This window comes from Cyanobium sp. Aljojuca 7D2 (assembly GCF_024346415.1).
Taxonomy (GTDB): domain Bacteria; phylum Cyanobacteriota; class Cyanobacteriia; order PCC-6307; family Cyanobiaceae; genus Cyanobium_A.
Genome location: NZ_JAGQCX010000002.1, coordinates 48,768 through 73,683, shown reverse-complemented (window position 1 = coordinate 73,683; position 24,916 = coordinate 48,768). Strand labels below are relative to the sequence as shown.

Here is a 24,916-nt window from a genome sequence, read left to right as displayed (position 1 = left end):
GCGGTGGTGGCAGACGCGGGGAGGTTCAGCCGCCGTAGTTCAGTGATGAATGGTGCAGCACGATCCGCACGCTGCCATCGTTTTCTTTGATAAACGTCCAGGTTTTATCAACGCTGGTGACGCTGCCTGCGGCATCGGTGAAGATCACATTGCCCATGGTGGTGGCCGATGCCCCATTCAGCTGAATCACCTGGTTCACAATCCTGCAGGAGCGCCAGGGCTTGATGGCGAAACCCTTGTCTTGCGGGAATTTCGGATTGTGGCCCACAAAGTAGGCGAGGGCACCTTCGCGGTCGGTGCGAAAGGATTGTTCGCCTGAGGCCAAGGTTGGTTTGAACGCCACCGGTCCGTACTGGTAGCCATAGGCTTGATCAACCACTGTTGCGGCGGTGGCCTTGGCTTTGGTGATCCCGCCCTTGGCGTAGTCGGCGCTGATCTGCAGCAGGGCCGTGCACCAGCCTTCTTGGGCCTTGAGCACCTGGGCGAGGGAGATGTTGTTGTCCAGGATCTGCACCTCTGGCTTGGCGGCCTGGGCCATGGCAGCAGAGATGCCCGGACCCGCCAGGCTCAGCAGCCCCACGGCAGTGAGTGGGGCGAGGTTGCGTAGATGGGGGTGGGTCAAGGGGGGCACGTTGGATCTAGCTTCAGTAAAAACGTCGGCGCGGATTTGGCAACCGTTGTTGTATCTGGCTAGCCCACGACCTCGCATCATTGGATCGTCCTGGTCCGGAGGGGCCATGCCCAGCACCGTTCTGCCCATCGCCCGCCTGCCTTTCACCCCCCAGCTGGAGGCCCAGCTGCGCGCTTGGTTGGCGGAAGATCTGGGCCGCGGCGACCTCACGGCCGCGGCTCTGGCGGGTTGCAGCGGCCGGGCCCACTGGCTCGCCAAGGCCGATGGGGTGTTCTGTGGCGGCGTGCTGGTGGAGCCCCTTTTCCGGCTGCTGGATCCCGGGGTGGTGGTGAGGCTGCTGGTGCGCGATGGGGCGGCGGTGGCGGCGGGCCAGCGGCTGTTGGAGCTGGAGGGCCCGGCCACGGCCCTGGTGGCTGGTGAGCGCACCGCCCTGAATCTGGCCATGCGGCTCTCCGGCATCGCCACCGCCACGGCGGCGCTGGTGGCGGAGCTCGCCGGCACGGGCGTGCGCCTGGCCGATACCCGCAAAACCACCCCGGGTCTGCGGGTGCTGGAGAAGTACGCCGTGCGTTGCGGCGGCGGCCGTAACCACCGCCTCGGCCTCGATGACGCCGCCATGCTCAAGGAGAATCACCTGGCTTGGGCAGGGGGGGTGGCCGCGGCGATCGCGGCAGTGCGGGCTGCGGCCCCCTGGCCGGCCCGGGTGATCGTGGAGGCGGAAACCCCCGCAGAAGCGGAGGCCGCGGTGCGGGCTGGGGCGGATGCTGTGCTGCTCGATGAATTCACTCCCCCCCGGTTGGCGGAGCTGGTGCCCCGGCTGCGGGCGCTCGCCCAGGGGCGGCAGCTGGTGCTGGAGGCCTCCGGCGTGCAACCCGAGCAGCTGCGGAGCTACGCCGCCACGGGCATTGATCTGATCTCCACCAGCGCGCCGATCACCCGCAGCGCCTGGTTGGATCTGAGCATGCGCTTTGACGCTTGAGCCCGTTGCGTTGGCAGCGTGGCCGGCCCTCTGCATACTGCGATGAGTTCCTCTCAAGGCAGGGTGGCGACACAAATTTGGCGCGGACTCGCCGGGAGCATCGCGACGCTGGGCCTGCTGGCCGTGATGCCGGCGGCGGCCCTGGCTGAGGGTGTGGTGCAGCGGGCTGCGCGCACCGGGGAGCTGGTGATGAGCGGGCTGGCCGATGTACCCCCGCTGGTGGTGGTGGGTCCCCAGGGGCAGCCCAGTGGCTACGGAATCCTGGTGGCCGATCGGATCGCCGCCGAGGTGGCCCGGGCCGTGGGCCGGCCGGTGACAGTGCGCTTCGCGCCGGTTGCCAATCCGCGCAGCCTGGTCGACACCATCACCAAGGGCAAGGCGGATCTGGCTTGCGGTTTTCCGTTCAGCTGGGAGCTGGACATGCAGGTGGATTTTTCTCTGCCGATTGGGATCTCGGGGTTAAGGCTGCTGGCTCCGGCCGGCCGCTTTGATGGCAGCCCGGCGGCCCTGGCTGGACGGCGCATCGCCGTGGTGCGCCAGTCGTTGGGTGAGACCGAGCTGCGGGGCATCCAACCGAAGGCCACGGTGGTGGCCTTCGACAACCTGAGTGCGGCGGTGGCGGCGCTGCGGGCTGGAACGGTTGAGGGTGTGGTCGGCGACACGGTTGTGCTGGCTGGTCTGGTGCGCCAACAGGGGCTCAAGGGTCTGGCCCTGACGCCCGATTTCCCCTTCGAGGCCTATGCGGTGAGCTGCGTGCTGGCCGAGAACGATTCGGCCTTCCGCAATCTGGTGAACCTGGCCATCGCCCGCCTGTTGCAGGGCTACCTCGATGGTGAGCCGGATACGGTCGCGGCGGTGAACCGTTGGCTGGGGCCGACCAGTGCCGTGGCGATGCCCGAATCCGCCCTTCTTGCCAGCTTCGAGGCAATCCTGCTGGGGGTTGAGACGATCCGTTTGATTCCCGCCGCTGCTCGCTGATCCCCTTCCCCCGTTGCTCTCATGGCCTTCTTCAATCGCTCCCACCTGTTTGGCCTGCTGCTGCTGGCCTCCCTGCCGCTCGATGGGGCGGCCGCCCTGGCCCTCGCCAGCGTGCAGGAAGCCCCTCCCCAGCGCAGCATCGAGCAACGGTTGAGCCGAATCGCGGCGGCCGTGCAAGAGCGTGAGGGCTCAACAGCGGTGTCTGACGGCTCAACAGCCGTGCCCGATGACGCCCTTTCCTACGTGTTTGTGAACGGCTCTGGGTTGGGCTGGGGCAACGGCGGCTTCCGCAATGGCGGCTTCTACAACGGCGGCTTCAACAACGGTGGCTTCGGCAATGGGGGCTTTTACAACGGTGGCTTCCGCAACGGCGGTTTCCGGAATGGGGGCTTCTTCAACGGTGGCCGCTACTGGCGCTGATGCCTGGTTCGGTCGCTGAGCTGGACGCGGCGCCTGGCCAGGGATGGGGGCCGGTGCGCTTGCTGGTGGTGCAGCCCACCCCCTTTTGCAACCTCGATTGCGACTATTGCTATCTCCCCGACCGGGGCGACCGCAGCCGCCTGTCGATGACGGTGCTGGAAGCCGCTGTGGAGCGGGTGCTGGAGAGCCCCTATTTCGGCGGTGGTTTCACCCTGCTCTGGCACGCCGGTGAGCCGCTGATGGCGCCGATCGCGTTCTACGACGAGGCCACTGAGCGGATTCGACGGCTCTTGGAACGGCGCGGTCTGCCTCTCGGCACGATCGTGCAGTCGCTGCAGACCAATGCCACCGTCATCGATGCGGCCTGGTGCGACTGCTTCGAGCGCAACGGCATCCATGTGGGCGTGAGCATGGATGGCCCGGCTTTCCTGCACGACGCCCACCGGGTCACCCGCACCGGCCGGCCCACCCATGCGGCGGTGATGCGGGGCATCGACTGGTTGGCCCGGCGGCAGATTCCCTTTCAGGTGATCTGCGTGCTCACGGCCGACGCGCTCGACCATGCCGACGCCATCGCCGATTTCTTCCTCCAGCACGGCATTGCCGAGGTGGGCTTCAACATGGAGGAGACGGAGGGGGCTAACAGCCACTCGAGCCTTGATGCAGGTGGTGCCGCTCAGGCGGCCCTGGAGCAGCGCTACCGCGCCTTCATGGCGCGGCTGTGGCAGCGCAGCCGCGAGCAGCCCGGCCGCCTCTGCATCCGCGAATTTGACGGCATCGCCAGCCTGGCCTGCAGCCAGGCGCGCATGGTCCAAACCGACATGAACACGCCGTTTGTGATCGTCAACGTCGATGCCCGCGGCCAGGTGTCCACCTTCGATCCCGAGTTGCTGTCGGTGAAGACGGCCGAATACGGCGACTTCTCCTTTGGCAACGTGCTCGTCGACAGCCTTGAAGCCCTGGCTACTACAGACAAGTTTCGCCGGGTAGCCGCTGAGATTCGTGCGGGAGTGGAGCTGTGCCGCGCCAGCTGCGAGCATTTCGGCCTGTGTGGCGGCGGCACCGGCAGCAACAAGTATTGGGAGCACGGCCGCTTCGATTGCACCCAAACCCAGCACTGCCGCTACCGCATCCAGTTGGTGGCCGACGTGGTGCTCGAAGGCCTGGAGCAGGAGTTGGGCCTGACCGCCTGATCTGGAGCCGCGGCGGGATCTGGCCGGCCTGCGCGGGATGATCGACGATGAATCTGCTCCAGCCCGGCCCCATGCTTCGCATCGCCCAAACCCTGAACGGTCAGCTGCTGGCGGCGATGGAGCGGGCCTTCCCGGAGGCGGTGCAACAGGCGCGAGCCGCTGGCCAGCCCTTGGATCCCCAACTGGCGCCGGCCAGCAAGCCCGAATTCGGGGATTTCCAGGCCAACGGCGCCCTGCCCTTGGCCAAGCCCCTGGGCCAGCCGCCCCGGGCCATTGCGACGGCGATCGTGGCGCAGCTGGCGGCCGACCCAGCCTTTGGTGAGCTCTGCGAAGCGCCCCAGATCGCCGGCCCCGGCTTCATCAACCTCACCCTGCGGCCCGAGCGGCTGGCGGCTGAGGTGCAGGCGCGGCTGGGGGATCCGCGGCTGGGGGTGCCGGCGGTGGAGGTCACTGCGGCGGGAGCCCCGTTGGCCCCAGTGATCGTCGACTTCTCCAGCCCCAACATCGCCAAGGAGATGCATGTGGGGCATCTGCGCTCCACGATCATTGGCGACGCCCTGGCCCGGGTGTTGGAGTTTCGCGGCCACCCGGTGCTGCGGCTCAACCACGTGGGCGACTGGGGCACCCAGTTTGGAATGTTGATTACTCATCTCAAGCAGGTGGCGCCCGAGGCCCTCACCACGGCCGATGCCGTGGATCTGGGTGATCTGGTGGCCTTCTACCGCCAGGCCAAGGCCCGCTTCGACGACGACGAGGCCTTCCAGACCACCTCCCGTGAGGAGGTGGTGAAACTGCAGGGCGGCGATCCCGTGTCGCTCAAGGCCTGGGGATTGCTCTGCGACCAGAGCCGCCGCGAATTCCAGAAGATCTACGACCGGCTCGACATTTCCTTGTGCGAGCGCGGTGAATCCTTCTACAACCCCTACCTGGAGGGAGTCGTTGGCGATCTTGACGCCTCCGGCTTGTTGGTGACTGACGACGGCGCCCGCTGTGTGTTTCTGGAGGGCATGAGCGGCAAGGACGGCAAACCCCTGCCGGTGATCGTGCAGAAGAGCGATGGCGGCTTCAATTACGCCACCACCGATCTGGCGGCGATTCGCTACCGCTTCGGTGCGGCTCCCGATGGCGATGGTGCCTGCCGCGTCATTTACGTGACCGATGCCGGCCAGGCCAACCACTTCGCCGGCGTGTTCCAGGTGGCCCGCCGTGCCGGTTGGATTCCCCCCCACGGCAGTGTCGAGCACGTGCCCTTCGGCCTGGTGCAGGGAGAAGACGGCAAGAAGCTGAAAACCCGCGCCGGCGACACCGTGCGCCTCCGGGATCTGCTCGATGAGGCAGTGGAGCGGGCCGAGGCCGACCTCCTCCGCCGTTTGGCGGAGGAGGAGCGCACCGAAGACGAGGCCTTCATCCAGCACGCGGCCACCACCGTGGGCCTGGCGGCGGTGAAGTACGCCGACCTCAGCCAGAACCGGATCACCAACTACCAGTTCAGCTTTGATCGGATGCTGGCCCTGCAGGGCAACACGGCGCCCTATCTGCTCTACGCAGTGGTGCGCATCGCCGGCATCGCCCGCAAGGGCGGCGATCTGGAGGCCGGCGGCCAAGATGCCTCGCCTGCCGCCCGGCTCACCTTCACCGAACCCCAGGAGTGGGCCCTGGTGCGTGAGCTGCTCAAGTTCGATGCGGTGATCGCCGAGGTGGAGGAGGAGTTGCTGCCCAATCGGCTCTGCACCTATCTGTTTGAGCTCAGCCAGGTGTTCAATCGCTTCTACGACCAGGTGCCGGTGCTCAAGGCCGATGAACCTGCCCGCTGCTCCCGCCTGGCCCTCTGCCGCCTCACCACCGACACCCTCAAACTGGGCCTGGGGCTGTTGGGCATCCCAACGTTGGAGCGGATGTGATGGAGTCGCAGCAGAGGCCGGATCGGCAGGAACAACTGATCCCCCAGCCTCGCCCTGAGGTGGAAAGCCTCAAGGCCTACAGCGCGCCGCTGGAGGGGCGGCGGGGGTTGCTGCGGCTCGACTTCAACGAGAACACGGTGGGCCCCAGCCCCCGAGTGGTGGAGGCGATCCGGGCGATTCCCGCCGATCACTACGCCATCTATCCCGAGTACGACGGCCTGCGGGAGGCGGTGATCGCCAATCTTGCGGCAACTGGCCAGGGCCTGCCGCTGAGCCGCGACCAGATCGGCCTGTTCAACGGTGTGGATGCGGCGATCCACGCCATCTTCCACGCCTATGGCGACCGCGGCCAAACGCTGCTCACCACCAGCCCCACCTTCGGCTACTACACCCCCTGCGCCCAGATGCAGGGCATGGCGATTGAGGCGATCCCCTACCAGCTGCCAGATTTCGCCTTCCCGCTGGAGGAGCTGGGTGCCGCGCTGGCCCGCTTGCCCCGCATCCTGCTGATCTGCAACCCCAACAACCCCACCGGCACCCGACTGGCCCCTGAGCGAATCCTTGAGCTGGCGGCCGCGGCGCCCGGCACTCTTGTGGTGGTGGATGAGCTGTATGAGGCCTTCACGGGCGACAGCGTGTTGCCCTCGGCGAACTTCGACGCCACACCGAATCTGGTGGTGCTGCGCTCCCTGGCCAAGACGGCGGGTCTGGCGGGCCTGCGGATCGGCTTTGCGATCGGGGCAGCGCCGATGATTGATCGCATCGGGCGCGTCACGGGGCCCTACGACATCAACAGCTTTGCGGTGACGGCGGCCCATGCGGCCCTGGCTGACCAGCCCTACACCGATGCCTTCGTCGCCGAGGTGTTGCGGGCCCGCACCTGGCTGGTGCAGCAGTTGCAGCAGGCTGGGGTGCGGCACCACGTCGCCGGGGGCAACTACCTCCTGATCTGGCCCGAGAGCCCGGCTGAGGACGTGGAGCGGCGTTTGCGGGAGGCCGGAATCTTGGTGCGCTCCATGGCGGGCAAGCCGTTGATCGATGGCTCGCTGCGGGTGAGCCTCGGCACCACCGAGCAGATGCGGCGGTTCTGGGCTGCTTATGCCGACATCGAAGCGTTGGGCGCAGCTGGTTAGCGCATCACCTCGATCACCGGCCCGCCGTCGAGCTTGCCGGGCAGGCTGAGGCTGCGGCCGGTGCGCTTCACCGGGGTGCCGGCCATGGCATCGAGGAACGGCTGCACCGAGGTCTGGTCGCAGTCCTTGGGGGTTTTGCCACTGACGTACTGCACCGGGATCACCCGGCGGGGTTGGAGCTCACGCACCACCTCGGCCGCCTCGGCGCCGGTGTACACCTTGGCGCCGCCGCCCACACCGATGATCAGCACGTCTGGGCGCCCCAGCATCACCTTGTCGGAGGGGCTCAGCCGGGCCGCGGTGCCGCCCAGGTGGGCGATGTCGAGGCCGCCCTGCTTCCAGCGCCAGAGGGTGGATTGGCCAAAGCGGCGACCCCCGACGCGGTCGTGGGGGCCGGCGATGCCTTCGATCGATAGGCCGCCCACCTTGTAGGAGCCGGGATCCACCAGCATCTTGCCGCGGGCCACCGGTGCCCCCTCATCCAGCAGTCGGCTGCTGGCCAGCACCACGGTGGCGCTCACCCGCGGCTCCGCCAGGCCGGCGGCGCAGGCCACCGCCTTGAACGGGTTGACCAGAACACTGGCGCCACCGCCGCTGATCAGCAGGGCGCTGTGGCCGTAGCTGGTGATCGTGACGCCAGTGCTGGCCAGGGCTGGGCCGGCAGCCAGCAGGGTTGTGCTCAGGGCCAGGGTGGGCAGCAGACGCATGGCGGGGCGGCAGTCGCCGTGACGCTAACCCAACTGATCTGGCGAGGCTGGCTGGCTGGCCTGGCGCAGAAAGTTGGCCAGCAGCTGGTGGCCCTGCTGGGTCAGCACGCTCTCGGGGTGGAACTGCACCCCCTGCAGGTGCGGATAGTCGCGGTGGCGCAGGCCCATGATCGTGCCGTCGTCGAGCCAGGCGGTGATCTCCAGGCAGGCGGGGAGGCTGTCGCGCTCGGCGATCAGGCTGTGGTAGCGGGTTGCGGTGAGCGGGTTGGACAGGCCCTCAAATACGCCCTGGCCGCTGTGGTGGACCGGTGAGGTTTTGCCGTGCATCAGCTCCTTGGCCCGCACCACCTTGCCGCCATACACCTGAGCGATCGACTGGTGGCCCAGACACACCCCCAGGGTGGGGATGGTGGGGCTGAGTTCGCGCAGCACCTGCAGGCACACCCCCGACTGGTCGGGGTCGCCGGGGCCGGGTGAGATCAGGATCGCGGCGGGGGCTAGCCCGCGGATCTGCTCGAGCGTGAGGGCGTCGTTGCGCTCCACCCGCAGGTCGGCGGCGATCGGATGCTCCGCCGCCAGCTCGCCCAGATACTGCACCAGGTTGAAGGTGAAGCTGTCGTAGTTGTCGAGAACGAGAAGCATCGCCGCGCCTGGCCTGCCCCCATTCAAAGGCCCAGCCGGGTGAGCAGGGGGGGCACGAGCAGCAACAGGGCGATCAACAGCGACGACAGGGCCGCCACCAGCACCGCTGCCGCCGCGCAGTCCTTGGCGATACGGGCCAGGGGGTGGAACTGGCGGCCGATGGCCAGGTCGACCACCGCTTCCGTGGCGGTGTTGAGCAGCTCCAGCACCAGCACCGCGGTTACCGTGAGCACCAGCACGGCCAGTTGGGCCGTGGGCAGTTGCAGCCACAGCCCCAGGCCGAACACCACGGCGCCGGTGATGACGTGGATGCGGAAATTGCGCTGGCTGGCGAAGCCGTAGGCCAGCCCCTGGGCGGCGTAGCGAAAACTGGCGGGCAGGTCTCCCGCCACCGTCCAGGCTCTTGCCCGCAGGCGGCGGCCCCGGGTCTGCGGCAGGACCTGCTGCGGAAGGGGCTCGGGGGGCGGTAGGGGACGCAGGCTGGTCATGGCTCCGCTGGCACCTTAACGAGCTGGTCCTGGCGCGCCAGCATGGCCACGAGGCTGGCGTCGTCGGGATGGTCCCAGCCCAGCAGGTGCAGCAGGCCATGGCTGGCCAGAAACAGCAATTCCTGCTCCAGGTTGTGGCCGTGATCAGAGGCCTGGCGTGCGGCGGTGTCCACCGAGATCACGATGTCGCCCAGCTCCAGGGGATCTATCCCATCGGCAGCGGCGGGCATCGGCATTGGCGGGGCGCCATCGAGGTCATCGTCCTGGGCGGCGAAGGCCAGCACGTCGGTGGGGCCGTCCTTGCTGCGCCAGTCGGTGTTGAGGGCTGCGATTTCGGCGTCGCCCACCAGGCTCAGCCCCAGGCTGTAGGCGGGGGCTTGGAGGTGGGTGGGCAGCTCGGCGATCAGCTGGGCCAGCCACTCCTCCACCCGGGCATGCCAGGCCTCCGCACCGGTGAGCGGATCGGCCCAGGGGCCGGCGGCCGCCAGCAGCTCCGCGGCCAGGTCTGGATCGGTCGAGAAGGCGAGGTCGAGGTCGGGGGGGGCGGCCATCTCAGCCCCCCGGCAGCTGCGGCCGGCCCAGCCAGGCGATCAGCACAAGGAAGCCGGTGAGACCAAGGGCGGTGAGGCCGAAGTGAAACAGGCTTTGGCGGCCCTTGCGCACCATGTTGCGCATGGCCAGCTTGACGAAGCTGGGGTTCTCGTCGGGAGCCTGGGGGGACGGAGGGCCTGGGTCGTCAGTCATCGCTGCTTGCTCCCACCTCGACGCCAGCATGCAGCAGGCTCTGGATGAAGGGATCAAGGTCGCCGTCCATCACGCCCTGCACGTCGGTGGTTTCGTGCTGGGTGCGCAGATCTTTCACCATCTGGTACGGGTGAAACACGTAGTTCCGGATTTGGTTGCCCCAGGCTGCTTCCACGATGTCGCCGCGGATGTCGGCGATCTCGGCAGCCCGCTGCTCCTGGGCAATCACCAGCAGTTTGGCCATCAGCAGGGCCATGGCTTTTTCCTTGTTCTGGAGCTGGGAGCGCTCCTGGGTGCAGCGCACGGCCAGCCCGGTGGGGATGTGCAGGATGCGCACGGCCGTTTCCACCTTGTTGACGTTCTGGCCGCCGGCGCCGCCTGAGCGCGAGGTGGTGATTTCCAGGTCCTTGTCGGGGATGTCGAGCTTCACCTCCGCCTCGATGTTGGGCATCACCTCCACGCCGGCGAAGCTGGTCTGGCGCTTGTCGTTGGCGTTGAACGGCGAGATGCGCACCAGCCGGTGCGTGCCCTTCTCGTTGCGCAGGTAGCCGTAGGCGTAGCGGCCCTCGATCTCGATCGTGCAGCTTTTGATGCCCGCTTCCTCCCCCTCGCTGAGTTCGTCCACGGTCACCTTCATGCCGTGGTCTTCAGCCCAGCGGGTGTACATCCGCATCAACATCAGGGCCCAGTCCTGGGCGTCGGTGCCGCCGGCACCGGCGTTGATGCTGATTACGGCGCCCTCCTTGTCGTAGGGGCCGGAGAGCAGGCGCTCCAGTTCCCAACGATCGAGGTCGGCGCGCAGCTTCTGCAGAGCGGTGTTGGATTCGGCCAGCAGGTCGTCGTCAGGCTCGAGGCCGTAGAGCTCGAGGGTGGCCTCGCCATCGGCCACGGCCGCCTGCCACTGGCCCAGCTGCTCGAGCTGGGCCTTCACCTCATCGAGCTGGCGCATTTTGGCCTGGGCCTGCTTCTGGTCGTCCCAGAAATCGGGTTGGGAGGCCAGTTGCTCGAGGTCCTGCTGCCGTGCTTTCAGTGCTGGTACGTCAAAGACAGTCCTGGGCGTTGCCCAGGCGGTCGGTGAGCTCGGAGAGGTCGCGCTTGAAGTCGGTGAGGTCGAGCAGGGCGGCAGCGGGGGTGCTGGCGGCGGTCACGGCGGGGTGCGCAGGGTTGCTGATGGTCTGACCGTATCTGAGCACCATGGGATCCGTCGCTGTTCGCCTTAGGCGTTGGGGAGGTTGTACAGATGTACAAGCTCTTCAAGCGTTCGGGTCGGCCTTACTGCCCCGGGGATCTGGAGCTCGTCACTTCTAGGATTCAGCCATCTGTGCAGAGGCCCCGATGGCGGCAATGGTTGAGATCTACACCTGGCGGGCCTGTCCCTTCTGCATCCGCGCCAAGGCCCTGCTCGATCGCAAGGGCGTGGCCTACACGGAGTTCGCCATCGATGGTGATGAGGCGGCCAGATCGGCGATGGCGGCCAAAACTGGCGGGCGGCGCAGCGTGCCCCAGACCTTCATTAACGGCCAGCACGTGGGCGGTTGTGACGATCTCCATGCCCTCGAGCGCTCCGGCCAGCTCGACGCTCTGCTGGCGAGCTGAGCGGTGGCCTCCCAACTGTTCGTGATCGATCCGATCGCGCGGCTCAACCCAGCCAAGGATTCCAGTGTCGCCCTGATGCAGGCGGCCCAGCGGGCTGGGGAGCAGGTGTGGGTGTGCACGCTTGCCGATCTGTCGGCGGCCGACGCGCCTGGAGGCCATGGCGCCTGGGTGGTGGCCCAGCCCCTCGAATCGCGGCCCGAAGGCCAGCCCCAGGCCGGCGAACCCTGGTATCGCCTGGGGGCGGCGCAGCGGCTACCGCTCAGCGCCTTCCCACGGGTGTGGATGCGCAAAGACCCGCCGGTGGATGAGGCCTACCTCTATGCCACCCACCTGCTGGAGCTGGCCGAGCGCCAGGGGGTGCGGGTGCTGAACAGCCCAGCGGCGCTGCGGGCCTGGAACGAAAAGCTCAGCGCCCTGCGCTGGAGTCACCTGATGGCCCCCACCCTGGTGGCCAGCCGGGTGGAGGCGTTGGCCGCCTTCACGGCCGAGCATCGGGAGGTGGTGCTCAAGCCTCTGGGGGGGCGGGCCGGTCAGGGGGTGGTGTTTGCCTCCGCCAGCACTCCTGGCCTGCGGGCCCTGCTGGAGCTGGTGACAGGCCAGGAGCAGCTGCCGGTGATGGTGCAAGCCTTCCTGCCCGGGGTGAGCGCCGGTGACAAGCGGATCCTGTTGGTGGATGGGGAGCCGCTGGGGGCGGTCAACCGGGTGCCGAGCGGCGGCGAATTTCGAAGCAACCTGGCCGTGGGCGGCCAGCCCGAGGCCACCAACCTCACCGATCAGGAGCGTCACATCTGCGCTGAACTGGCCCCGGCCCTGAAGGCCGAGGGCCTGTTCTTTGTGGGCATCGATGTGATCGATGGCCGCCTCAGCGAAATCAATGTCACCAGCCCCACCGGTGTGCGGGAGGTGGAGCGGCTGGGGGGAATTCCCCTGGCGGATCAGGTGATCGAGCGGCTGCTCTAAGTCGCGAGGGAGGGCAGGTTGAGCTGCTGTTGCAGCACCCCGAGTTTCAGCTGCACTTCCTGCAGCTCCTGTTCCACGGCCGAGCTGCGCACCAGGCCCGCTCCCGCAGTGAGTTCTAGCTGCCGTCCCCGCAACGTGCCGCTGCGGATCGCCACCCGCAGCTCCGCGTCGCCGGCACTGTCGATCCAGCCGATTGGTGCGGCGTAGTGGCCGCGCTCGAAGGGCTCAAGGCTGCGCAGCCAGTTGATCGCCTCCCGCCGGGGCAAGCCCGCAACGGCGGGGGTGGGGTGCAGGGCCGCGGCGATGGTGAGCGGGTCCAAGGGCCCCAGTGGTGCCGTGATCGGGGTGTGCAGGTGCACCAGCTGCCCGTGGCGGGCCAGCCGGGGTCGGCGGGGCCGGCGTGGCTGCAGTCCGGCCTGGGTCAGCACCGCCAGGATCGTCTCCACCACCAGCTCATGCTCCAGCCGATCCTTGGTTGAGGCCAGCAAGGCCGCCCCCCCGTCTCGGGGGGCGGTGCCGGCCAGGGCATCGCTGCGCAGTTGGCCCTGGCGCACGGTGAGCAGCCGTTCCGGGGAGGCCCCCAGCAGGGCGGAGCCGGGCTGCCGTTGCCAGAGGAAGCGGCAGCTGCCGCCCTGGGTGCGGCGCAGGGGGGCCAGAAGGGCCAGCGGATCGACGCTCTCGCTCAACTCCAGCTGTTGCCGCACCGCCAGCACCAGCTTCTCGAGGCGCTGCTCCTCAACCAGGGCGAGGGCCTGCTCGGCGGCCAGTCGGTAGCGCTCCTGCCAGGCGGTGCGCTGCAGCACCCGCACGGCGGGCCGGGCCGGGGCTGACGCGGTGCTGTAGCTCTCCAGCTGGCGGGCCTTCTCCCAGAGCTCCTCGGCCACGCTGCGGGGGGTGATGCCGCCGCCCAGGGGGCGCTGCAGGCGCAGCCAGCTGTGGGAGCCGTGACGGCTCAGCTGCCAGCGGGGCAACACCGCCTGCACGCCTGGCACCGCTGCCGGGCCCGTCTCGAGAGGGGCGTCGAAGAATCCGAAGGCCAGCAGCACCCGCGGCCGGGCCTGGGCCGGACAGTGCGCTAACTCCTCGCCCGCACCAGCCAGCCGGCTCAGGCACAACCGCGCGAAGCGCTGGGCCAGTTCAAACCGGCGTGGGCCGCTGAGCTCCAGGCTGTGGGCTCGGCCGCTGGCGGCGATGCAGAGGCCTGGGGCGCCGTCCCAGAGAAAGCGGAAGCCATCTCCGCCGGCCTCGCCCCCGTCGCGGTCGGGCTCGAGCAAGGGCAGCAGCTGCAGCGGGTCGCCGCCCTCCAGGGGCAGCGCCAGGCTCAGGACGCCGTCCTCCTCCAGCTGACGGGCCTGGGCGTTGGCCGCGGCCAGCAGGGCGTTGAAGGACTTGGTGAAGGAAGGGGAGGCCTGCACCAGAAGGGGCCGTTGCCGCGACGAAGAGCTGCTCAAATGTATGGGTCCTGCAGCGGCTGCCGCCCGCGGCCCCCATCCCTGTGTCCAAGGTCGTCGCAAGCCGTTACGCCATTCCCGCCGACCGCCGCCGACTGTGGAAGGCGGCGGTGAAGTGGCCGATGTATGCCGTGGCGGTGATGCCGGTGCTGCTGGCTGCTGGCTGGCAGCTCGGCCAGGGCCAGCCGCTGCGGAGCGAGCAACTGCTGGCTTTTCTACTGGCGGCGGTGCTGCTGCTGGCCTGGGAAAACCTGGCCAACGATGTCTTCGATGCCGACACCGGCGTCGACACCCACGGCAAACCCCATTCGGTGGTGAATCTCACCGGGCGGCGGGATCGGGTGGCGCTGCTGGCTAACGGCTGCCTGCTGCTGGGCCTGGCCTTGATGGCCCTGGTGGCCTGGCGCAGCACGCCGGCGGTGCTGGCCCTGGTGCTGGCCTGCTGCGGGCTTGGATATGTGTATCAGGGGCCGCCCTTTCGCCTGGGCTACCGCGGCCTCGGGGAGCCCCTCTGCTGGATCGCCTTCGGCCCCCTGGCCACCGCCGCCGCCCTGCTCGCTCTGTCGCCGTCTGGCGCTGCCAGCGCCCCGGCCATTCCCTGGGGCACGGCCCTGATGTTGGGCAGCGGTCCCGCCCTGGCCACCACCCTGGTGCTGTTCTGCTCCCATTTCCACCAGGTGGAGGAGGACGCCGCCAACGGCAAACGCTCGCCCGTGGTGCACCTGGGCACGGGCCTTGCGGCGGCACTGGTGCCCTGGTTTGTGGCCGGTGCCCTGGCGTTGCAATGGGCGCCGGTGCTGGTGGGCCAGTGGCCCCTCACGGCGTTGCTGGGGGTGGTGGGTCTGCCGCCGGCCCGGGATCTGATTCGCCTGTTGCAGCAGCAGCACCGCCACCCGGAGCGCATCGCCGGCAGCAAGTTTCTGGCCTTGCGCTTCCAGGCCCTCAATGGGTTGGGGTTGGCCTTGGGTCTGGCCCTGGGGCGCTGGTGGCCGGCTTGATCCGCCTGCAGTGGCGGCCCTTTGGCTTTGCCCTGCCCCAGCCCCTGGCCACGGCGGCGGGCACGGTGCATCAGCGGCGCGGCTGGCTGCTGCGGCTGCAGGGAGAGCAGGGGGGCATGGGCTGGGGTGAGGCGGCCCCGTTGGATGGGCGGCTAGAGCCGGTGGCCGCGGCGATCGAGGCCCTCGGATCTGCCCATCCCCGCGACGGTCTGGCGGCAGCGCTGGCGGCTGGCGATCTGCCAGTTGCCCTTGCCTTTGCCCTGGGAGCGGCTCTGGCGGAGCTCGATGGCTCGCCCCGGCGGCGCTGGCTGGCGGCGCCGGCATCGGCCCGGCTGCTGCCGGCCGGGCCGGCGGCGTTGGAGGCCCTCGATCGCGGCGCGCCGGCGACCGTGTTCAAGTGGAAGGTGGCGGTGTTTCCCGATCCCCTCGAGCGCGAGCTGCTCGAGCAGTTGCTGCAGCGTCTACCGGCAGCGGCGCGGTTGCGCCTCGATGCCAATGGCGGCTGGGACCGGCCCACCGCGGCCGCTTGGGCCGAGCGGCTGGCGCGCGAGCCGCGGCTGCAGTGGCTGGAGCAGCCCCTCGATCCCGCCGACCAGGCCGGTCTGGCGGCCCTGGCCGATCGCCTGCCGGTGGCCCTCGATGAATCGCTGCAATGCCAGCCAGCCCTGCGCCAGAGCTGGCCCGGCTGGCAGGTGCGCCGGCCCAGCCAGGAGGGAGATCCTCGGAAGCTGCTGGCGGCCCTGGAGCGGGGTGCCCCGCGGCTGATGCTGAGCACCGCCTTTGAAACCGGCATCGCCCGGCGCTGGCTCGACCATCTGGCGGCCCTGCAGGCCGAGGGCCCCACGCCCGTGGCGCCGGGTCTGGCGCCGGGCTGGCAGGCGCCGGGGGGCCTCGCCAGTGCCGATCCCGAAACGGTGTGGGCCGCCGCAGGGTCGTTCGCCGGAGACCCACTGCCATGACGCCCGAGCAGCTGCAGCAGGCCTGGGCGGCCGGCCAGATCGTGGGGCTGGCGGGCCCTGCTCGACGCGATCAGGAGGCGCTGGCCGCAGCGACCGGGCCCCACGGGCTGGATCCCCTGCAGCGGCAGTGGGGCCCTGGGGTGGTGCTGGGCAGCGGCGGCAGCAGCGGGGGGCGGCGCTGGTGCCTCCAGCCCCTGGCTCACCTGCAGGCCTCGGCAACGGCCACGGGCCAGTGGTTGGAGCAGCAGGGGCTCGATCCCGCGACGTGCCTGCATCTCAACCCCCTGCCGCTCCACCATGTCAGCGGCCTGCTGCCCTGGCTGCGGGCGCAGCAGTGGGGCGCCGAACATCAGATCCTGGAGCCCGCCTGGATGCGCGATCCAGCCCAGCTGGCGGCCGCCGCGCCCATGGATCCCTCCCGCCCAGGCCTGCTGTCCCTGGTGCCCACCCAGCTGCAGCGCTTGATGGCGGCTCCGGAGGGCGTGGCCTGGCTGCAGCAGTTGGCGCTGATCTGGGTGGGCGGGGCACCGCTCCCTCCCCAGCTCGCGGTGCGGGCGCGTCAGGCGGGTCTGCGGCTGGCCCCTTGCTATGGCGCCACGGAAACGGCCGCCATGGTGTGCGCCCTCCCCCCCGAGCGCTTTCTGGCGGCTGCGGCCGGCTGCGGCGCCCCCCTGGCCGATGTGGAGCTGCGCCTCGATGCAGCTGCGGATGGAATGGCTGCGGCCGTGGAGGTGCGCAGCGGGCGGCTGAGCCCGGGTTGGCTGGCGAATGGCCGGCTCCAACCCCTGCCCCGCTCCGCCGACGGGTGGTGGCGCAGCGGCGATGCCGGCCGGCTGGGGCCGGTGGGCCTGGAAGTGCTGGGGCGTCTCGATGGCGCCATCCACAGCGGGGGTGAAACCGTGTTTCCCGAGCCGTTGGAGGCGCAGCTGCTGGCGCTAGCCCAGGCGGCCGGTCTGCCCGTGCAGGCCCTGTTGCTGCTGCCCGTGCATGATCCGGAGTGGGGCCAGCGCCTGGTGGCCCTGGTGCGGGCTGAGGGGATGCAGCCCTGGCCGGATCTGCAGCGGCAGCTGCGCCAGCTGTGTGAGCCCTGGCCCCCGGCCGAGCGCCCGACCCGTTGGCTGTGCTGCCCCGAGCTGGCCACCACCGCGCTGGGCAAATGGCAACGCAGCCGTTGGCGGGACTGGATGAACGAGCTAGAAGCAAATCAGAAGTCCCGACCCACATCGGCCGATGTCGACTCTTTCTGACACCGAAATCAGCAACAAGAAGCTGGCGGCGGGGCTCACCGGCATCTTCCTGGGTGCCTTTGGGGTGCACAAGTTTGTGCTGGGCTACAACAAGCCGGCCGTCATCATGCTGGTGGTGTCGTTGGCGGGTGGCGTGGTTACCTGTGGCGTCGCCAGTTTCGTGATGGGCGTGATCGGCTTGATCGAGGGGATCATTTACCTCACCAAAACTGACGCGGAATTCCAGGCCGAGTATTTGGATGGCCAGAAGGAGTGGTTCTGATTCAGCCATGCCTGCTGCACGTCTGAGCAGCCTGGTGCCCCTAGTGGCGGCGGCAGCCCTGAGCTTCGGGGCTGCTGCTGCGATCCCCCAGGAGGGCCTGCATCCATTGGCCCTGATGGCAGCCCTGTTGCCGCTCCAGCTGGCGGCCCTGCTCTACGTGTTCCGCCGGTCCTAAAGCGGCTGAATGCCCTGTCCCAGGCTGGACGCTTCCAGCCAGCGTTGGATGGGTTCGGGCAAAGGGCAGCGCTGACGACTGCCGGCGCTGATGGCCAGATGCCGGGTAAGCCCCCGCGCCACGCTGCGATCACCGCTGCGGAAGCTGTAGTGCACTTCGAAGGCCCAAGGATCGAGGCGCTGGGGCTCCAGTTGGATGGCCAGGGGATCGCCGCAGGCCAGAGGGGCGAGGAAGTCGGCGCTGCAGTGCACGATCGGTAGGGCTACGGCGGGCGTGTGCCCCGGCCGCGGGAAGACATCGGCGGCCGCGAGGCCAAAGCGCTCCAGGCTCTCTTCGTAGGCCTCGTGGCACCAGCGCAGCAGCTGCTGGAAGTGCATTACCCCAGCGGCATCGGTGTCGCCGAAGCGCACCGTGCGGCAGAGCAGCAACCAGGTGCTCGAATCAGCGATCAACCGACCCCATGATCACGTCGATGGAGCCGAGGATGGCCATGATGTCGGCCACTTTGGCCCCCTTCAGGATGTGGGGCAGGATCTGCAGGTTGTTGAAGTCGGCGGCGCGGATCTTGAAGCGCCAGGGGGTGACATCGTTGTTGCCCTGGATGTACACGCCGATCTCGCCCTTGCCTGATTCCAGGCGGGTGTAGAGCTCACCCTCGGGGATCTTGAAGGTGGGGGCCACCTTCTTGGCCACGTACTGCAGATCGAAGGCCGAGGACGGGCCGCCCTTGCCTTCGGTCATCCGTTGGGCCTCCAGGTTTTCGGTGGGGCCGCCCGGGATCATTTGGCAGGCCTGGCGCACGATCTTGAGGGATTCGCGCATCTCCTGAACGCGCACCCGGTAGCGGGCGAAGCAGTCGCCCTCTTTCTCCCAGGCCACGGCCCAGTCGAAGTCGTCGTAGCACTCGTAGTGGTCCACCTTGCGCAGGTCCCAGGGCACTCCGGAGGCGCGCAGCATCGGGCCCGACAGACTCCAGTTGATCGCCATCTCCCGGCTGATCACGCCCAGGCCTTCGATCCGGCGGCGGAAGATCGGGTTGTTGGTGATCAGCTTCTCGTATTCATCAATCTTGGGGCCGAACCAATCGCAGAAGTCGAGGCACTTCTCCAGCCAGCCGTAGGGCAGATCAGCCGCCACGCCACCGATGCGGAAGTAGTTGTTGTTGATCAGCCTCTGGCCGGTGGCCGCTTCCCACAGGTCGTAGATCATCTCCCGCTCGCGGAAGATGTAGAAGAACGGCGTCTGGGCTCCCACATCCGCCAGGAAGGGGCCAAGCCAGAGCAGGTGGTTGGCGATGCGGTTGAGCTCCAGCATCAGCACGCGGATGTAGCTGGCGCGCTTCGGCACCGGCACATCGGCCAGCCGCTCGGGGGCGTTGACCACGATCGCCTCGTAGAACATGCCGGCCGCGTAGTCCATGCGGCTCACGTAGGGCACGAACATCACGTTCGTGCGGTTTTCGGCGATCTTCTCCATGCCGCGGTGCAGGTAGCCGATCACCGGCTCGCAGTCCACCACGTCCTCGCCGTCGAGGGTCACCACCAGCCGCAACACCCCGTGCATCGAGGGGTGGTGGGGGCCGAAGTTGACCACCATCGGCTCCGTGCGCGTCTCCAGCTGCGTCATGGGGCCGTGGCCTGAAGGGTCGAATGACGGGATCTTAGGAAGGAAGCGCCCGCCGTTCCCGGCTTCCCGCTTGTTCGATTCCCCTGGGGCCTTCGCCCACGTGCCCGTGCTGGCCGAGCCGCTGCTGGCGGCGCTGCCCGGTGGCGGCGGCACGCTGATCGATTGCACCCTCGGCGGCGGCGGCCACAGTGCGCTGCTGCTGCAGGCCCATCCCGGCTTGCGCGTGGTGGGGCTGGACCAGGATCCAAGCGCCCGCGCCGCTGCCGCCGAGCGCCTCGCCCCGTTTGGCGATCGCGCCACGATCGTGGCCACCAACTTCGCCGATTACGTGCCCGCCGAGCCGGCCGCGGCGGTGCTGGCCGACCTGGGGGTGAGCAGTCCGCAGTTGGATGTGGCGGCCCGGGGCTTCAGCTTCCGGCTGGCCGGCCCGCTCGACATGCGTATGAATCCCACGGCCGGCGAGACCGCTGGCGAGCTGATCGATCGGCTCGACGAGACGGCGTTGGCCGATCTGATCTACGCCTACGGGGAGGAGCGGCTATCGCGGCGGATCGCTCGGCGCGTCAAAGAGCAGGGCCCGTGGGTCCCGCGTGATACCGCTCAGCTGGCCTATCTGGTGGCCGGCTGCTATCCACCCCAGGCCCGCCGGGGCCGCATTCATCCCGCCACGCGCACGTTTCAGGCCCTGCGGATTGCCGTGAACGACGAGTTGGAAGTATTGGACAGGTTGTTGAACAGCGCCCCGGACTGGTTGGTGCCGGGGGGCTTGCTGGCGATCATCAGCTTTCACTCCCTTGAAGACCGTCGGGTGAAGACGGCCTTTCTGGCCGATGAGCGGCTGGAGCGGGTCACGCGCAAGGCGATTCAGGCCAGCCCTGAGGAAGCGGTGGCCAACCCCCGCAGCCGCAGCGCCCGCCTGCGGATTGCGCGGCGGCGTGGTCTGCAGCCAGGGTGATCACAAAGGCATCTCCGGGAGTTTGTACAGCTGTACAAACTCCCGGAGGCGATGAATGACCGCACATCCAAGATCGGCCTTGATGACGCGCCGCAGGTTTAGTGCCGCAGGTTCAGCCCAGCAGGCCTGTGCGGTCTTCGGCGCCGAACAGCTGGCGGTAGGCGGCTGTGGAGATGCACAGCACCACCGGCACCACCACCAGCAGGCCGCCGTAGCTGAACAGGCCGCCGATGGCGTGGATTACACCTTCGACAATGCCCAGCCACAGCACCATCCACCAGCTGGGGTTCACCACGTTCACGCCTGATCCAAGCGTGTTTGTGGCCTTGGAGGTGCCCAGCAGCGACACCTGGATCAGGAACTTCTGGGTGACCAGCAGCCACACATAAAAGATCGCCACCACGATCATCGGGATGACGGCGAGGGCTTCGTTGAGCTTGCCAAGGCCAGCACCGATCAGGGCAGCGATGGCGCCGGCTACGGCCACCACAATCGCCAGCAGAACTGCCGAGCCCAGCAGCCGGGCGCTGGCGGGACGGTCCCAGCGGGTGAAGTCGGCGAAGCAGGGCTTGCGGCCCTCCAGGCTCAGCCAGGCGCCACGGGTGAGGCCCACCACGGTCCACAGGGCCACGATCACGTAGCCGATCACGCCGGCGATCAGGGCGATCCAGCCACCCACGGGGTGAACGACCATCAGCTCCTCCACCTTGGCCAGGCGGGCGGCACCGACGGCGGTGAGCGCGGCAAAGGGCAGCAGGATCAGGCCCGCCAGGGCCTGAAACAGCAGGAAGGCCCAGGGGGCCCGGCAGAAGGCGCCCCAGCCGTCTTCGACGGCCTGGAGGACGTGCAGGCGGCGGTCGCCGGAAGGGGTGAGGGCCATGATCAAGGGCAGATGGCCCGGACGGTAGCGATGGACACAGCAGGGCGCATCCGCTTTGTGAGGTTTTGCGTTGTGAAGCTTTGATGGAAACGGCGCCGCTGCTCTGGTGGCTGGCCCTGGCCATCCAGGTGCTGGCAATTCCCGGTGCCCTGCTGCCCGTGTTGCTTGGCCTGGCCTTGCTGCCCCTGGGGGCGCTGCTGTGGATCGGGGCGGTGGGCTGGAGTGCCGGCTGGCCGCCGCTGCTGCTGGCCCTGCTGTTGCTGCTGCTCGGCTGGGGCGCGGAGGCCCTCGGACTGCTGCTCGGTCCCGCCCGGCTCCAGGCCAGCCGCTGGGCACCCCTCGGTGCCGGGGTGGGGCTGCTGGTGGGGTTGCTCGGCCTGCTGCCGGCTCTGCCAGTCGGTGGACCCCTGTTGGGGATGGTGATAGGGCCCTTTCTGGGGGCGAGTGTGGCCCAGTGGCTTGCGGCCCGCGGCGCGCTGCTGCGGGCGCTTCAGGTGGGGCTGGCCGTGGTGGCCGGCATGTTGGTGAGCCGGTTGGCGCAGGCCCTGCTGGCGCTGGTGGGAGTGCTGGGGTTTCTCTGGCTCACGGCCTGAGTTCCCGCACAGCCGCTGCCACCGCGTCGATCGCCAGGGTGATGTCGGCCGCGCTGGTTCCTCGGCCCAATCCGAATCGGATCGAGGCGGCGGCCTGGGCGCGACTGCGGCCCAAGGCCGCCAGCACATGGGAGGGCGACCCCTGGCTGCAGGCCGAGCCGCTACTCACGGCGATCCGTCCGCGCAGCAGCTGGTGCAGCCGCTGGCCGTCGACGCCTTGCACCGTCACGTTGAGGTTGTGGGGTAACCGGGTGGCCAGGGTGCCGTTGCACTCCATACCTCCAAGCCCCTCCAGCTCCGCCCAGAGCCGATCGCGCAGCGCTCCAAGCCGCCCGGCCCGCTCCTCCCGGTCGTCCTCAGCCCGGGTCAGCGCCTCCCCCAGTCCCACGATCAGGGGCACCGGCAGGGTGCCGGCCCGGCGCCCGTCCTGTTGCCCGCCGCCGTGCAGTTGGGGTGCCAGCCGCAACCCCGGCCGCACCAGCAGCGCCCCCACGCCCTTGGGGCCGTAGAGCTTGTGAGCGCTCAGGCTCAGCAGGTCGATGCCCAGCGCCTCCATGGCCAAGGGGATGTGGCCGGCGGCCTGGGCGGCGTCCACATGCAGCAACACCCCCCGCCGCCGGCAGCGGGCGGCGATGGCAGCCAGGGGCTGGAGCACGCCGATCTCGTTGTTGGCGGCCATCACGCTCAGCAGCAGCACGTCGTCGCCCAGGGCGGCTTCGAGCTGGGCGAGATCCACCAGGCCATCGGGGCCCACCGGCAGCAGCTGCACCGGAAAGCCATGGCGTCCGAGATAGGCGAGCGGATCCAGCACGGCCCGGTGCTCGCTCACCAGGCTCAGCAGCCGCCGGCGGGGATGGCCCTGCTCCAGCGCCGCCTCGCAGACGCCCTTGAGGGCCAGGTTGTTGGCTTCGGTGGCACCGCTGGTGAAGATCACCGCCTCCGGAGCAGCACCCAGGGCGCGGGCCAGCTGGCCGCGGGCCCTCTCCACGGCGGCGGCAGCTTCCAGGGCCGGGCGGTAGAGCCGGTTGTCGGGGTTGGCGCAGTGCTCGCTCCACCAGGGCGCCATTGCCGCCACCACCGCCGGATCGCAGGGCGTGGTGGCGTGGTGGTCGAGGTAGGCGAGCATGGAGTGGCCTCTAGAGCTCCATGGTGCCAACCAGAACCCTCACCCTGGTGGCCCTGGCCGCTTTGCTGGCATCGCCTGCCTGGGCGGAGGGCGGTGGGGTGCGGCCCCAGGACGCCCGGCCGCCGGGGCTCGTCCTGCTGCAGGAGCGCCCCGGCCTGGGCGGCAAGCAGGCGGTCGGCATTTACGACGTCGTGGCCGATCCCAGCAGCCCCGGCCTGTGGCGCATCAAGTTTTGGGATGAGCAGCCCAACGATGTGAAGGTGCGCAGCGAAACGGTCCGCTGCAGCCCGGCCGCACCGATGCGGGTCACCAGCAATGGGGCCTACTTCTTCCTGCGCGAACTCAACCCCGGCGGCCCGATCACCCCAGCCAACCGCATCGACCACCTGGTGTGGTGGGCCACCTGCTTCCCCGAGCAGGCGGGTAAGGATCCGGCCGGCCTCGGCCCCCTGGCCCGCCAGCTGGGCTACAGCGGCACGCTTCGGGAATCCGAGCAGGTGTTGCCTGGACGCCCCCGCTGAGCGCCTGCAGACTTGCGGCCATGAACCTTGAATCCGATCCCACCCAGGCCGCCGCGGCTCCGGAAACCCCGGCCACGCCCGTGCGCCTGCTGCTGGTCGACGACGAGCCCGGCCTGCGCACGGCCGTGAAGGCCTATTTGGAAGATGTGGGCTTTGCGGTGACGACCGCCAACGACGGCGAGGAGGGCTGGACGGTGGCCCAGGAGCTGCTGCCCGATGTGATCCTCAGCGACGTGATGATGCCGCGCTGCGACGGCTACGGCCTGCTCAAGAAGCTGCGGGCCGATGAGCGCCTGGGGGGCACGCCGGTGATCTTCCTCACCGCCAAGGGCATGACCGCCGATCGCATCGCTGGCTTCCAGGCCGGCTGCGACGACTACATCCCCAAGCCCTTCGATCCCGACGAGCTGGTGGCCCGGGTCCACAACGTGGTAACCCGCCAGCAGCGTCTGCTGGCCGAGGCCGCCCGCTTCGCCGACGCCGACATTGGCCAGCTCTCCAAGCAGATCACTGAGATCCGCTCGTTGCTCGCCACCGGTGGCACCAAGAAGCCGGCCACCGCTTCGGAGCACGTGTTCACGCCGCGGGAGGCCAGCGTGCTGCAGCTGGTGGCCGAGGGAATGATGAACAAGGAGATCGCCCGGCGCCTGGAAACCTCGATTCGCAACGTCGAGAAGTACGTCAGCCGCCTGTTCATCAAAACCGGCACGGCCAGCCGCACCGAGCTGGTGCGCTATGCCCTCGAGCACGGTTTGGTGGATTGAGCTCTCTCGTGGACTGAACCGTCTTGTGGACTGAGCTGCCAGCGGCGTTCAACCGGGGCCACGCCTACCGCGACCGCGTGGCTCCCCGTGACGCGGGCCAGCTGCTGAGCGCGTTTTACGCAGCCCGCTACCTCCATTCCAGTGCGGCGGTGTGGCGACAACGGCTCGCCGCCGGCGAGATCTGCAGGAACGGCCAACAGCTCCAGGCCGATGTCGCCCTCGCAGCCGGTGATGGGCTGATCTGGCATCGGCCCCCCTGGCAGGAGGCGGCCGTGCCGGTGTTGCCCGGCCCCCTGTTCGACGACGGCGACCTGCTGGTGTTCGACAAACCCAGCGGCCTGCCGGTGCTGCCGGCCGGTGGGTTTCTGGAGCACACCCTTCTGTGCCAACTGCAGGCCCGCTGGCCTGACGCCCGGCCCGTGCACCGCCTGGGACGCTTTACCTCGGGGCTACTGATCTGCGCCCGCCGCAGCGTCACCCGCGCCGCGCTCAGTGCCCAACTGCGCGAAGCCACATTGGTGAGTCCCTGCTGCAAGACCTACCGGGCCCTGCTGCAGCCGCCCTCCCCCGGCTCGCCTCTGCTGGCGCTGGAGCCCGGCGAGCCGCTCAGCCTCACCACACCGATCGGTCGTTGTGCCCACGCTCGTTTGGGCACCATCTGGGCCGCCGCCCCTGCGGATCCCGCCGCCCTGCTGGCCTCCAGCGCGCTGCGCCTGCTGGAGCGGGGCGCGCGGGCCTGGTTGGTGGAGGTGACGATTGCCACCGGCCGCCCCCACCAGATCCGCATCCACACCGCCGCCGCCGGGGCCCCGCTGCTGGGCGATCCGCTCTATGGCCCGGGCGGGGTGGCTTTGGATCAGGTGTTGCCGGGGGATGGGGGCTACCACCTGCATGCCTACCGGCTGCGGTTGGTTTGCCCCGATGGCGGCCTGTTGGAGTTGGAGGCGCCATTGCCCGAGGCCCTGCGCGGTGCCGCCGATGGCTGAT

General features: G+C 69.0%; 30 protein-coding genes. 18 read left to right on the top strand and 12 right to left on the bottom strand.

Going from position 1 to position 24,916, the window contains the following annotated elements:
• Window positions 1–25: 25 nt before the first annotated feature.
• Entirely contained in the window at window positions 26–631 is a 606-nt protein-coding gene (locus KBY57_RS02660; RefSeq protein ID WP_254994340.1) for a phosphoribosyl-AMP cyclohydrolase, read from the bottom strand.
• Between the two features lie 106 nt (window positions 632–737).
• Between KBY57_RS02660 and nadC the strand changes: the two genes are divergently transcribed.
• From nadC to KBY57_RS02630, 6 genes are all read left to right on the top strand, one after another.
• Window positions 738–1,610: a carboxylating nicotinate-nucleotide diphosphorylase gene (gene nadC, locus KBY57_RS02655; RefSeq protein ID WP_254994339.1), complete on the top strand. Its 873-nt coding sequence runs from the start codon at window positions 738–740 to the stop codon at window positions 1,608–1,610.
• A gap of 63 nt (window positions 1,611–1,673) precedes the next feature.
• Window positions 1,674–2,588 (top strand): extracellular substrate binding-like orphan protein GrrP, encoded by a 915-nt coding sequence (grrP, locus tag KBY57_RS02650; RefSeq protein ID WP_254994338.1) that lies wholly within the window; start codon window positions 1,674–1,676, stop codon window positions 2,586–2,588.
• A gap of 21 nt (window positions 2,589–2,609) precedes the next feature.
• A complete protein-coding gene (gene grrA / locus KBY57_RS02645) occupies window positions 2,610–3,008 on the top strand; it encodes a GrrA/OscA1 family cyclophane-containing rSAM-modified RiPP (protein ID WP_254994337.1) in 399 nt (132 codons plus the stop codon).
• The gene (gene grrM, locus KBY57_RS02640; protein ID WP_254994336.1) at window positions 3,008–4,201 is read left to right on the top strand and encodes a cyclophane-forming radical SAM/SPASM peptide maturase GrrM/OscB; all 1,194 of its coding nucleotides are present in this window, start codon (window positions 3,008–3,010) and stop codon (window positions 4,199–4,201) included. The genes grrA and grrM overlap by 1 nt, the downstream gene beginning before the upstream one ends.
• A 71-nt stretch (window positions 4,202–4,272) precedes the next feature.
• Window positions 4,273–6,102: an arginine--tRNA ligase gene (argS, locus tag KBY57_RS02635; RefSeq protein WP_254994621.1), complete on the top strand. Its 1,830-nt coding sequence runs from the start codon at window positions 4,273–4,275 to the stop codon at window positions 6,100–6,102.
• A complete protein-coding gene (locus tag KBY57_RS02630) occupies window positions 6,102–7,235 on the top strand; it encodes a pyridoxal phosphate-dependent aminotransferase (RefSeq protein WP_254994335.1) in 1,134 nt (377 codons plus the stop codon). Before argS ends, KBY57_RS02630 begins: the two co-directional genes overlap by 1 nt.
• On the opposite strand, the gene KBY57_RS02625 is transcribed toward KBY57_RS02630, so the two are convergent.
• The 6 genes from KBY57_RS02625 to prfB all read right to left on the bottom strand — a co-directional run bounded on the left by KBY57_RS02625 (window position 7,232) and on the right by prfB (window position 10,934).
• Window positions 7,232–7,942, bottom strand: a complete 711-nt coding sequence (locus KBY57_RS02625; protein ID WP_254994334.1) for an MBL fold metallo-hydrolase — start codon at window positions 7,940–7,942, stop codon at window positions 7,232–7,234. The genes KBY57_RS02630 and KBY57_RS02625 overlap by 4 nt on opposite strands.
• A gap of 24 nt (window positions 7,943–7,966) precedes the next feature.
• The gene (locus tag KBY57_RS02620; RefSeq protein ID WP_254994333.1) at window positions 7,967–8,584 is read right to left on the bottom strand and encodes an anthranilate synthase component II; all 618 of its coding nucleotides are present in this window, start codon (window positions 8,582–8,584) and stop codon (window positions 7,967–7,969) included.
• Between the two features lie 23 nt (window positions 8,585–8,607).
• Complete coding sequence (locus KBY57_RS02615) at window positions 8,608–9,072, bottom strand: diacylglycerol kinase family protein (protein WP_254994332.1); 465 nt, start codon at window positions 9,070–9,072, stop codon at window positions 8,608–8,610.
• Window positions 9,069–9,623, bottom strand: coding sequence for an rRNA maturation RNase YbeY (ybeY, locus tag KBY57_RS02610; protein ID WP_254994331.1), 555 nt, complete (start codon window positions 9,621–9,623; stop codon window positions 9,069–9,071). The genes KBY57_RS02615 and ybeY overlap by 4 nt, the downstream gene beginning before the upstream one ends.
• A 1-nt stretch (window position 9,624) precedes the next feature.
• A complete protein-coding gene (locus KBY57_RS02605) occupies window positions 9,625–9,816 on the bottom strand; it encodes a DUF3285 domain-containing protein (RefSeq protein ID WP_254994330.1) in 192 nt (63 codons plus the stop codon).
• A protein-coding gene (gene prfB, locus KBY57_RS02600; RefSeq protein WP_254994620.1) for a peptide chain release factor 2 occupies window positions 9,809–10,934 on the bottom strand; the annotation gives its coding sequence in 2 pieces (ribosomal slippage) (window positions 9,809–10,858 and window positions 10,860–10,934; 1,125 coding nt in all). Before prfB ends, KBY57_RS02605 begins: the two co-directional genes overlap by 8 nt.
• 217 nt (window positions 10,935–11,151) lie before the next feature.
• On the opposite strand from prfB, the gene grxC reads away from it, so the two are divergent.
• Together grxC and gshB are read left to right on the top strand one after the other, a co-directional pair.
• Complete coding sequence (gene grxC, locus KBY57_RS02595) at window positions 11,152–11,412, top strand: glutaredoxin 3 (RefSeq protein WP_254994329.1); 261 nt, start codon at window positions 11,152–11,154, stop codon at window positions 11,410–11,412.
• Between the two features lie 3 nt (window positions 11,413–11,415).
• Window positions 11,416–12,372, top strand: a complete 957-nt coding sequence (gene gshB, locus KBY57_RS02590) for a glutathione synthase (protein WP_254994328.1) — start codon at window positions 11,416–11,418, stop codon at window positions 12,370–12,372.
• Here gshB and KBY57_RS02585 read toward each other — a convergent pair.
• Window positions 12,369–13,787, bottom strand: a complete 1,419-nt coding sequence (locus tag KBY57_RS02585) for an isochorismate synthase MenF (RefSeq protein WP_254994619.1) — start codon at window positions 13,785–13,787, stop codon at window positions 12,369–12,371. The genes gshB and KBY57_RS02585 overlap by 4 nt on opposite strands.
• 74 nt (window positions 13,788–13,861) lie before the next feature.
• On the opposite strand from KBY57_RS02585, the gene menA reads away from it, so the two are divergent.
• From menA to KBY57_RS02560, 5 genes are read left to right on the top strand one after another with little or no spacing between them, the layout of a single operon-like run.
• On the top strand, window positions 13,862–14,821 hold the full coding sequence (menA, locus tag KBY57_RS02580) for a 2-carboxy-1,4-naphthoquinone phytyltransferase (RefSeq protein ID WP_254994618.1): 960 nt from the start codon (window positions 13,862–13,864) through the stop codon (window positions 14,819–14,821).
• Window positions 14,809–15,780: an o-succinylbenzoate synthase gene (menC, locus tag KBY57_RS02575; RefSeq protein ID WP_254994327.1), complete on the top strand. Its 972-nt coding sequence runs from the start codon at window positions 14,809–14,811 to the stop codon at window positions 15,778–15,780. Before menA ends, menC begins: the two co-directional genes overlap by 13 nt.
• Complete coding sequence (locus tag KBY57_RS02570) at window positions 15,777–17,027, top strand: AMP-binding protein (RefSeq protein ID WP_254994326.1); 1,251 nt, start codon at window positions 15,777–15,779, stop codon at window positions 17,025–17,027. The genes menC and KBY57_RS02570 overlap by 4 nt, the downstream gene beginning before the upstream one ends.
• Complete coding sequence (locus KBY57_RS02565; protein ID WP_254994325.1) at window positions 17,011–17,289, top strand: TM2 domain-containing protein; 279 nt, start codon at window positions 17,011–17,013, stop codon at window positions 17,287–17,289. Before KBY57_RS02570 ends, KBY57_RS02565 begins: the two co-directional genes overlap by 17 nt.
• Before the next feature lie 7 nt (window positions 17,290–17,296).
• Window positions 17,297–17,464 (top strand): hypothetical protein, encoded by a 168-nt coding sequence (locus KBY57_RS02560; RefSeq protein WP_254994324.1) that lies wholly within the window; start codon window positions 17,297–17,299, stop codon window positions 17,462–17,464.
• Here the strand turns inward: KBY57_RS02560 and KBY57_RS02555 are convergent.
• Window positions 17,461–17,916: an acyl-CoA thioesterase gene (locus KBY57_RS02555; RefSeq protein WP_254994323.1), complete on the bottom strand. Its 456-nt coding sequence runs from the start codon at window positions 17,914–17,916 to the stop codon at window positions 17,461–17,463. The genes KBY57_RS02560 and KBY57_RS02555 overlap by 4 nt on opposite strands.
• On the bottom strand, window positions 17,906–19,090 hold the full coding sequence (locus KBY57_RS02550) for an NAD(P)H-quinone oxidoreductase subunit H (protein WP_254994322.1): 1,185 nt from the start codon (window positions 19,088–19,090) through the stop codon (window positions 17,906–17,908). The genes KBY57_RS02555 and KBY57_RS02550 overlap by 11 nt, the downstream gene beginning before the upstream one ends.
• 70 nt (window positions 19,091–19,160) lie before the next feature.
• On the opposite strand from KBY57_RS02550, the gene rsmH reads away from it, so the two are divergent.
• Window positions 19,161–20,045, top strand: a complete 885-nt coding sequence (gene rsmH, locus KBY57_RS02545) for a 16S rRNA (cytosine(1402)-N(4))-methyltransferase RsmH (RefSeq protein ID WP_254994321.1) — start codon at window positions 19,161–19,163, stop codon at window positions 20,043–20,045.
• A 112-nt stretch (window positions 20,046–20,157) separates the two neighbouring features.
• On the opposite strand, the gene KBY57_RS02540 is transcribed toward rsmH, so the two are convergent.
• Entirely contained in the window at window positions 20,158–20,925 is a 768-nt protein-coding gene (locus tag KBY57_RS02540; protein ID WP_254994320.1) for a hypothetical protein, read from the bottom strand.
• 83 nt (window positions 20,926–21,008) lie between these two features.
• Between KBY57_RS02540 and KBY57_RS02535 the strand changes: the two genes are divergently transcribed.
• Window positions 21,009–21,518 carry a DUF456 family protein gene (locus tag KBY57_RS02535; RefSeq protein WP_254994319.1) on the top strand — a complete coding sequence of 170 codons (510 nt, stop codon included), beginning with the start codon at window positions 21,009–21,011 and terminating at the stop codon, window positions 21,516–21,518.
• On the opposite strand, the gene KBY57_RS02530 is transcribed toward KBY57_RS02535, so the two are convergent.
• Window positions 21,508–22,644: a cysteine desulfurase family protein gene (locus KBY57_RS02530; protein WP_254994318.1), complete on the bottom strand. Its 1,137-nt coding sequence runs from the start codon at window positions 22,642–22,644 to the stop codon at window positions 21,508–21,510. The genes KBY57_RS02535 and KBY57_RS02530 overlap by 11 nt on opposite strands.
• Window positions 22,645–22,664: 20 nt before the next feature.
• Here KBY57_RS02530 and KBY57_RS02525 point away from each other — a divergent pair, with 20 nt between their 5' ends.
• Genes KBY57_RS02525 through KBY57_RS02515 form a run of 3 tightly spaced genes read left to right on the top strand, consistent with a single transcriptional unit; the run spans window position 22,665 to window position 24,915 of the window.
• Window positions 22,665–23,165: a hypothetical protein gene (locus KBY57_RS02525; RefSeq protein WP_409996390.1), complete on the top strand. Its 501-nt coding sequence runs from the start codon at window positions 22,665–22,667 to the stop codon at window positions 23,163–23,165.
• A gap of 20 nt (window positions 23,166–23,185) precedes the next feature.
• A complete protein-coding gene (locus KBY57_RS02520; RefSeq protein ID WP_254994316.1) occupies window positions 23,186–23,929 on the top strand; it encodes a response regulator transcription factor in 744 nt (247 codons plus the stop codon).
• 23 nt (window positions 23,930–23,952) lie between these two features.
• Window positions 23,953–24,915 carry a pseudouridine synthase gene (locus tag KBY57_RS02515; RefSeq protein ID WP_254994315.1) on the top strand — a complete coding sequence of 321 codons (963 nt, stop codon included), beginning with the start codon at window positions 23,953–23,955 and terminating at the stop codon, window positions 24,913–24,915.
• Window position 24,916: the final 1 nt, after the last annotated feature.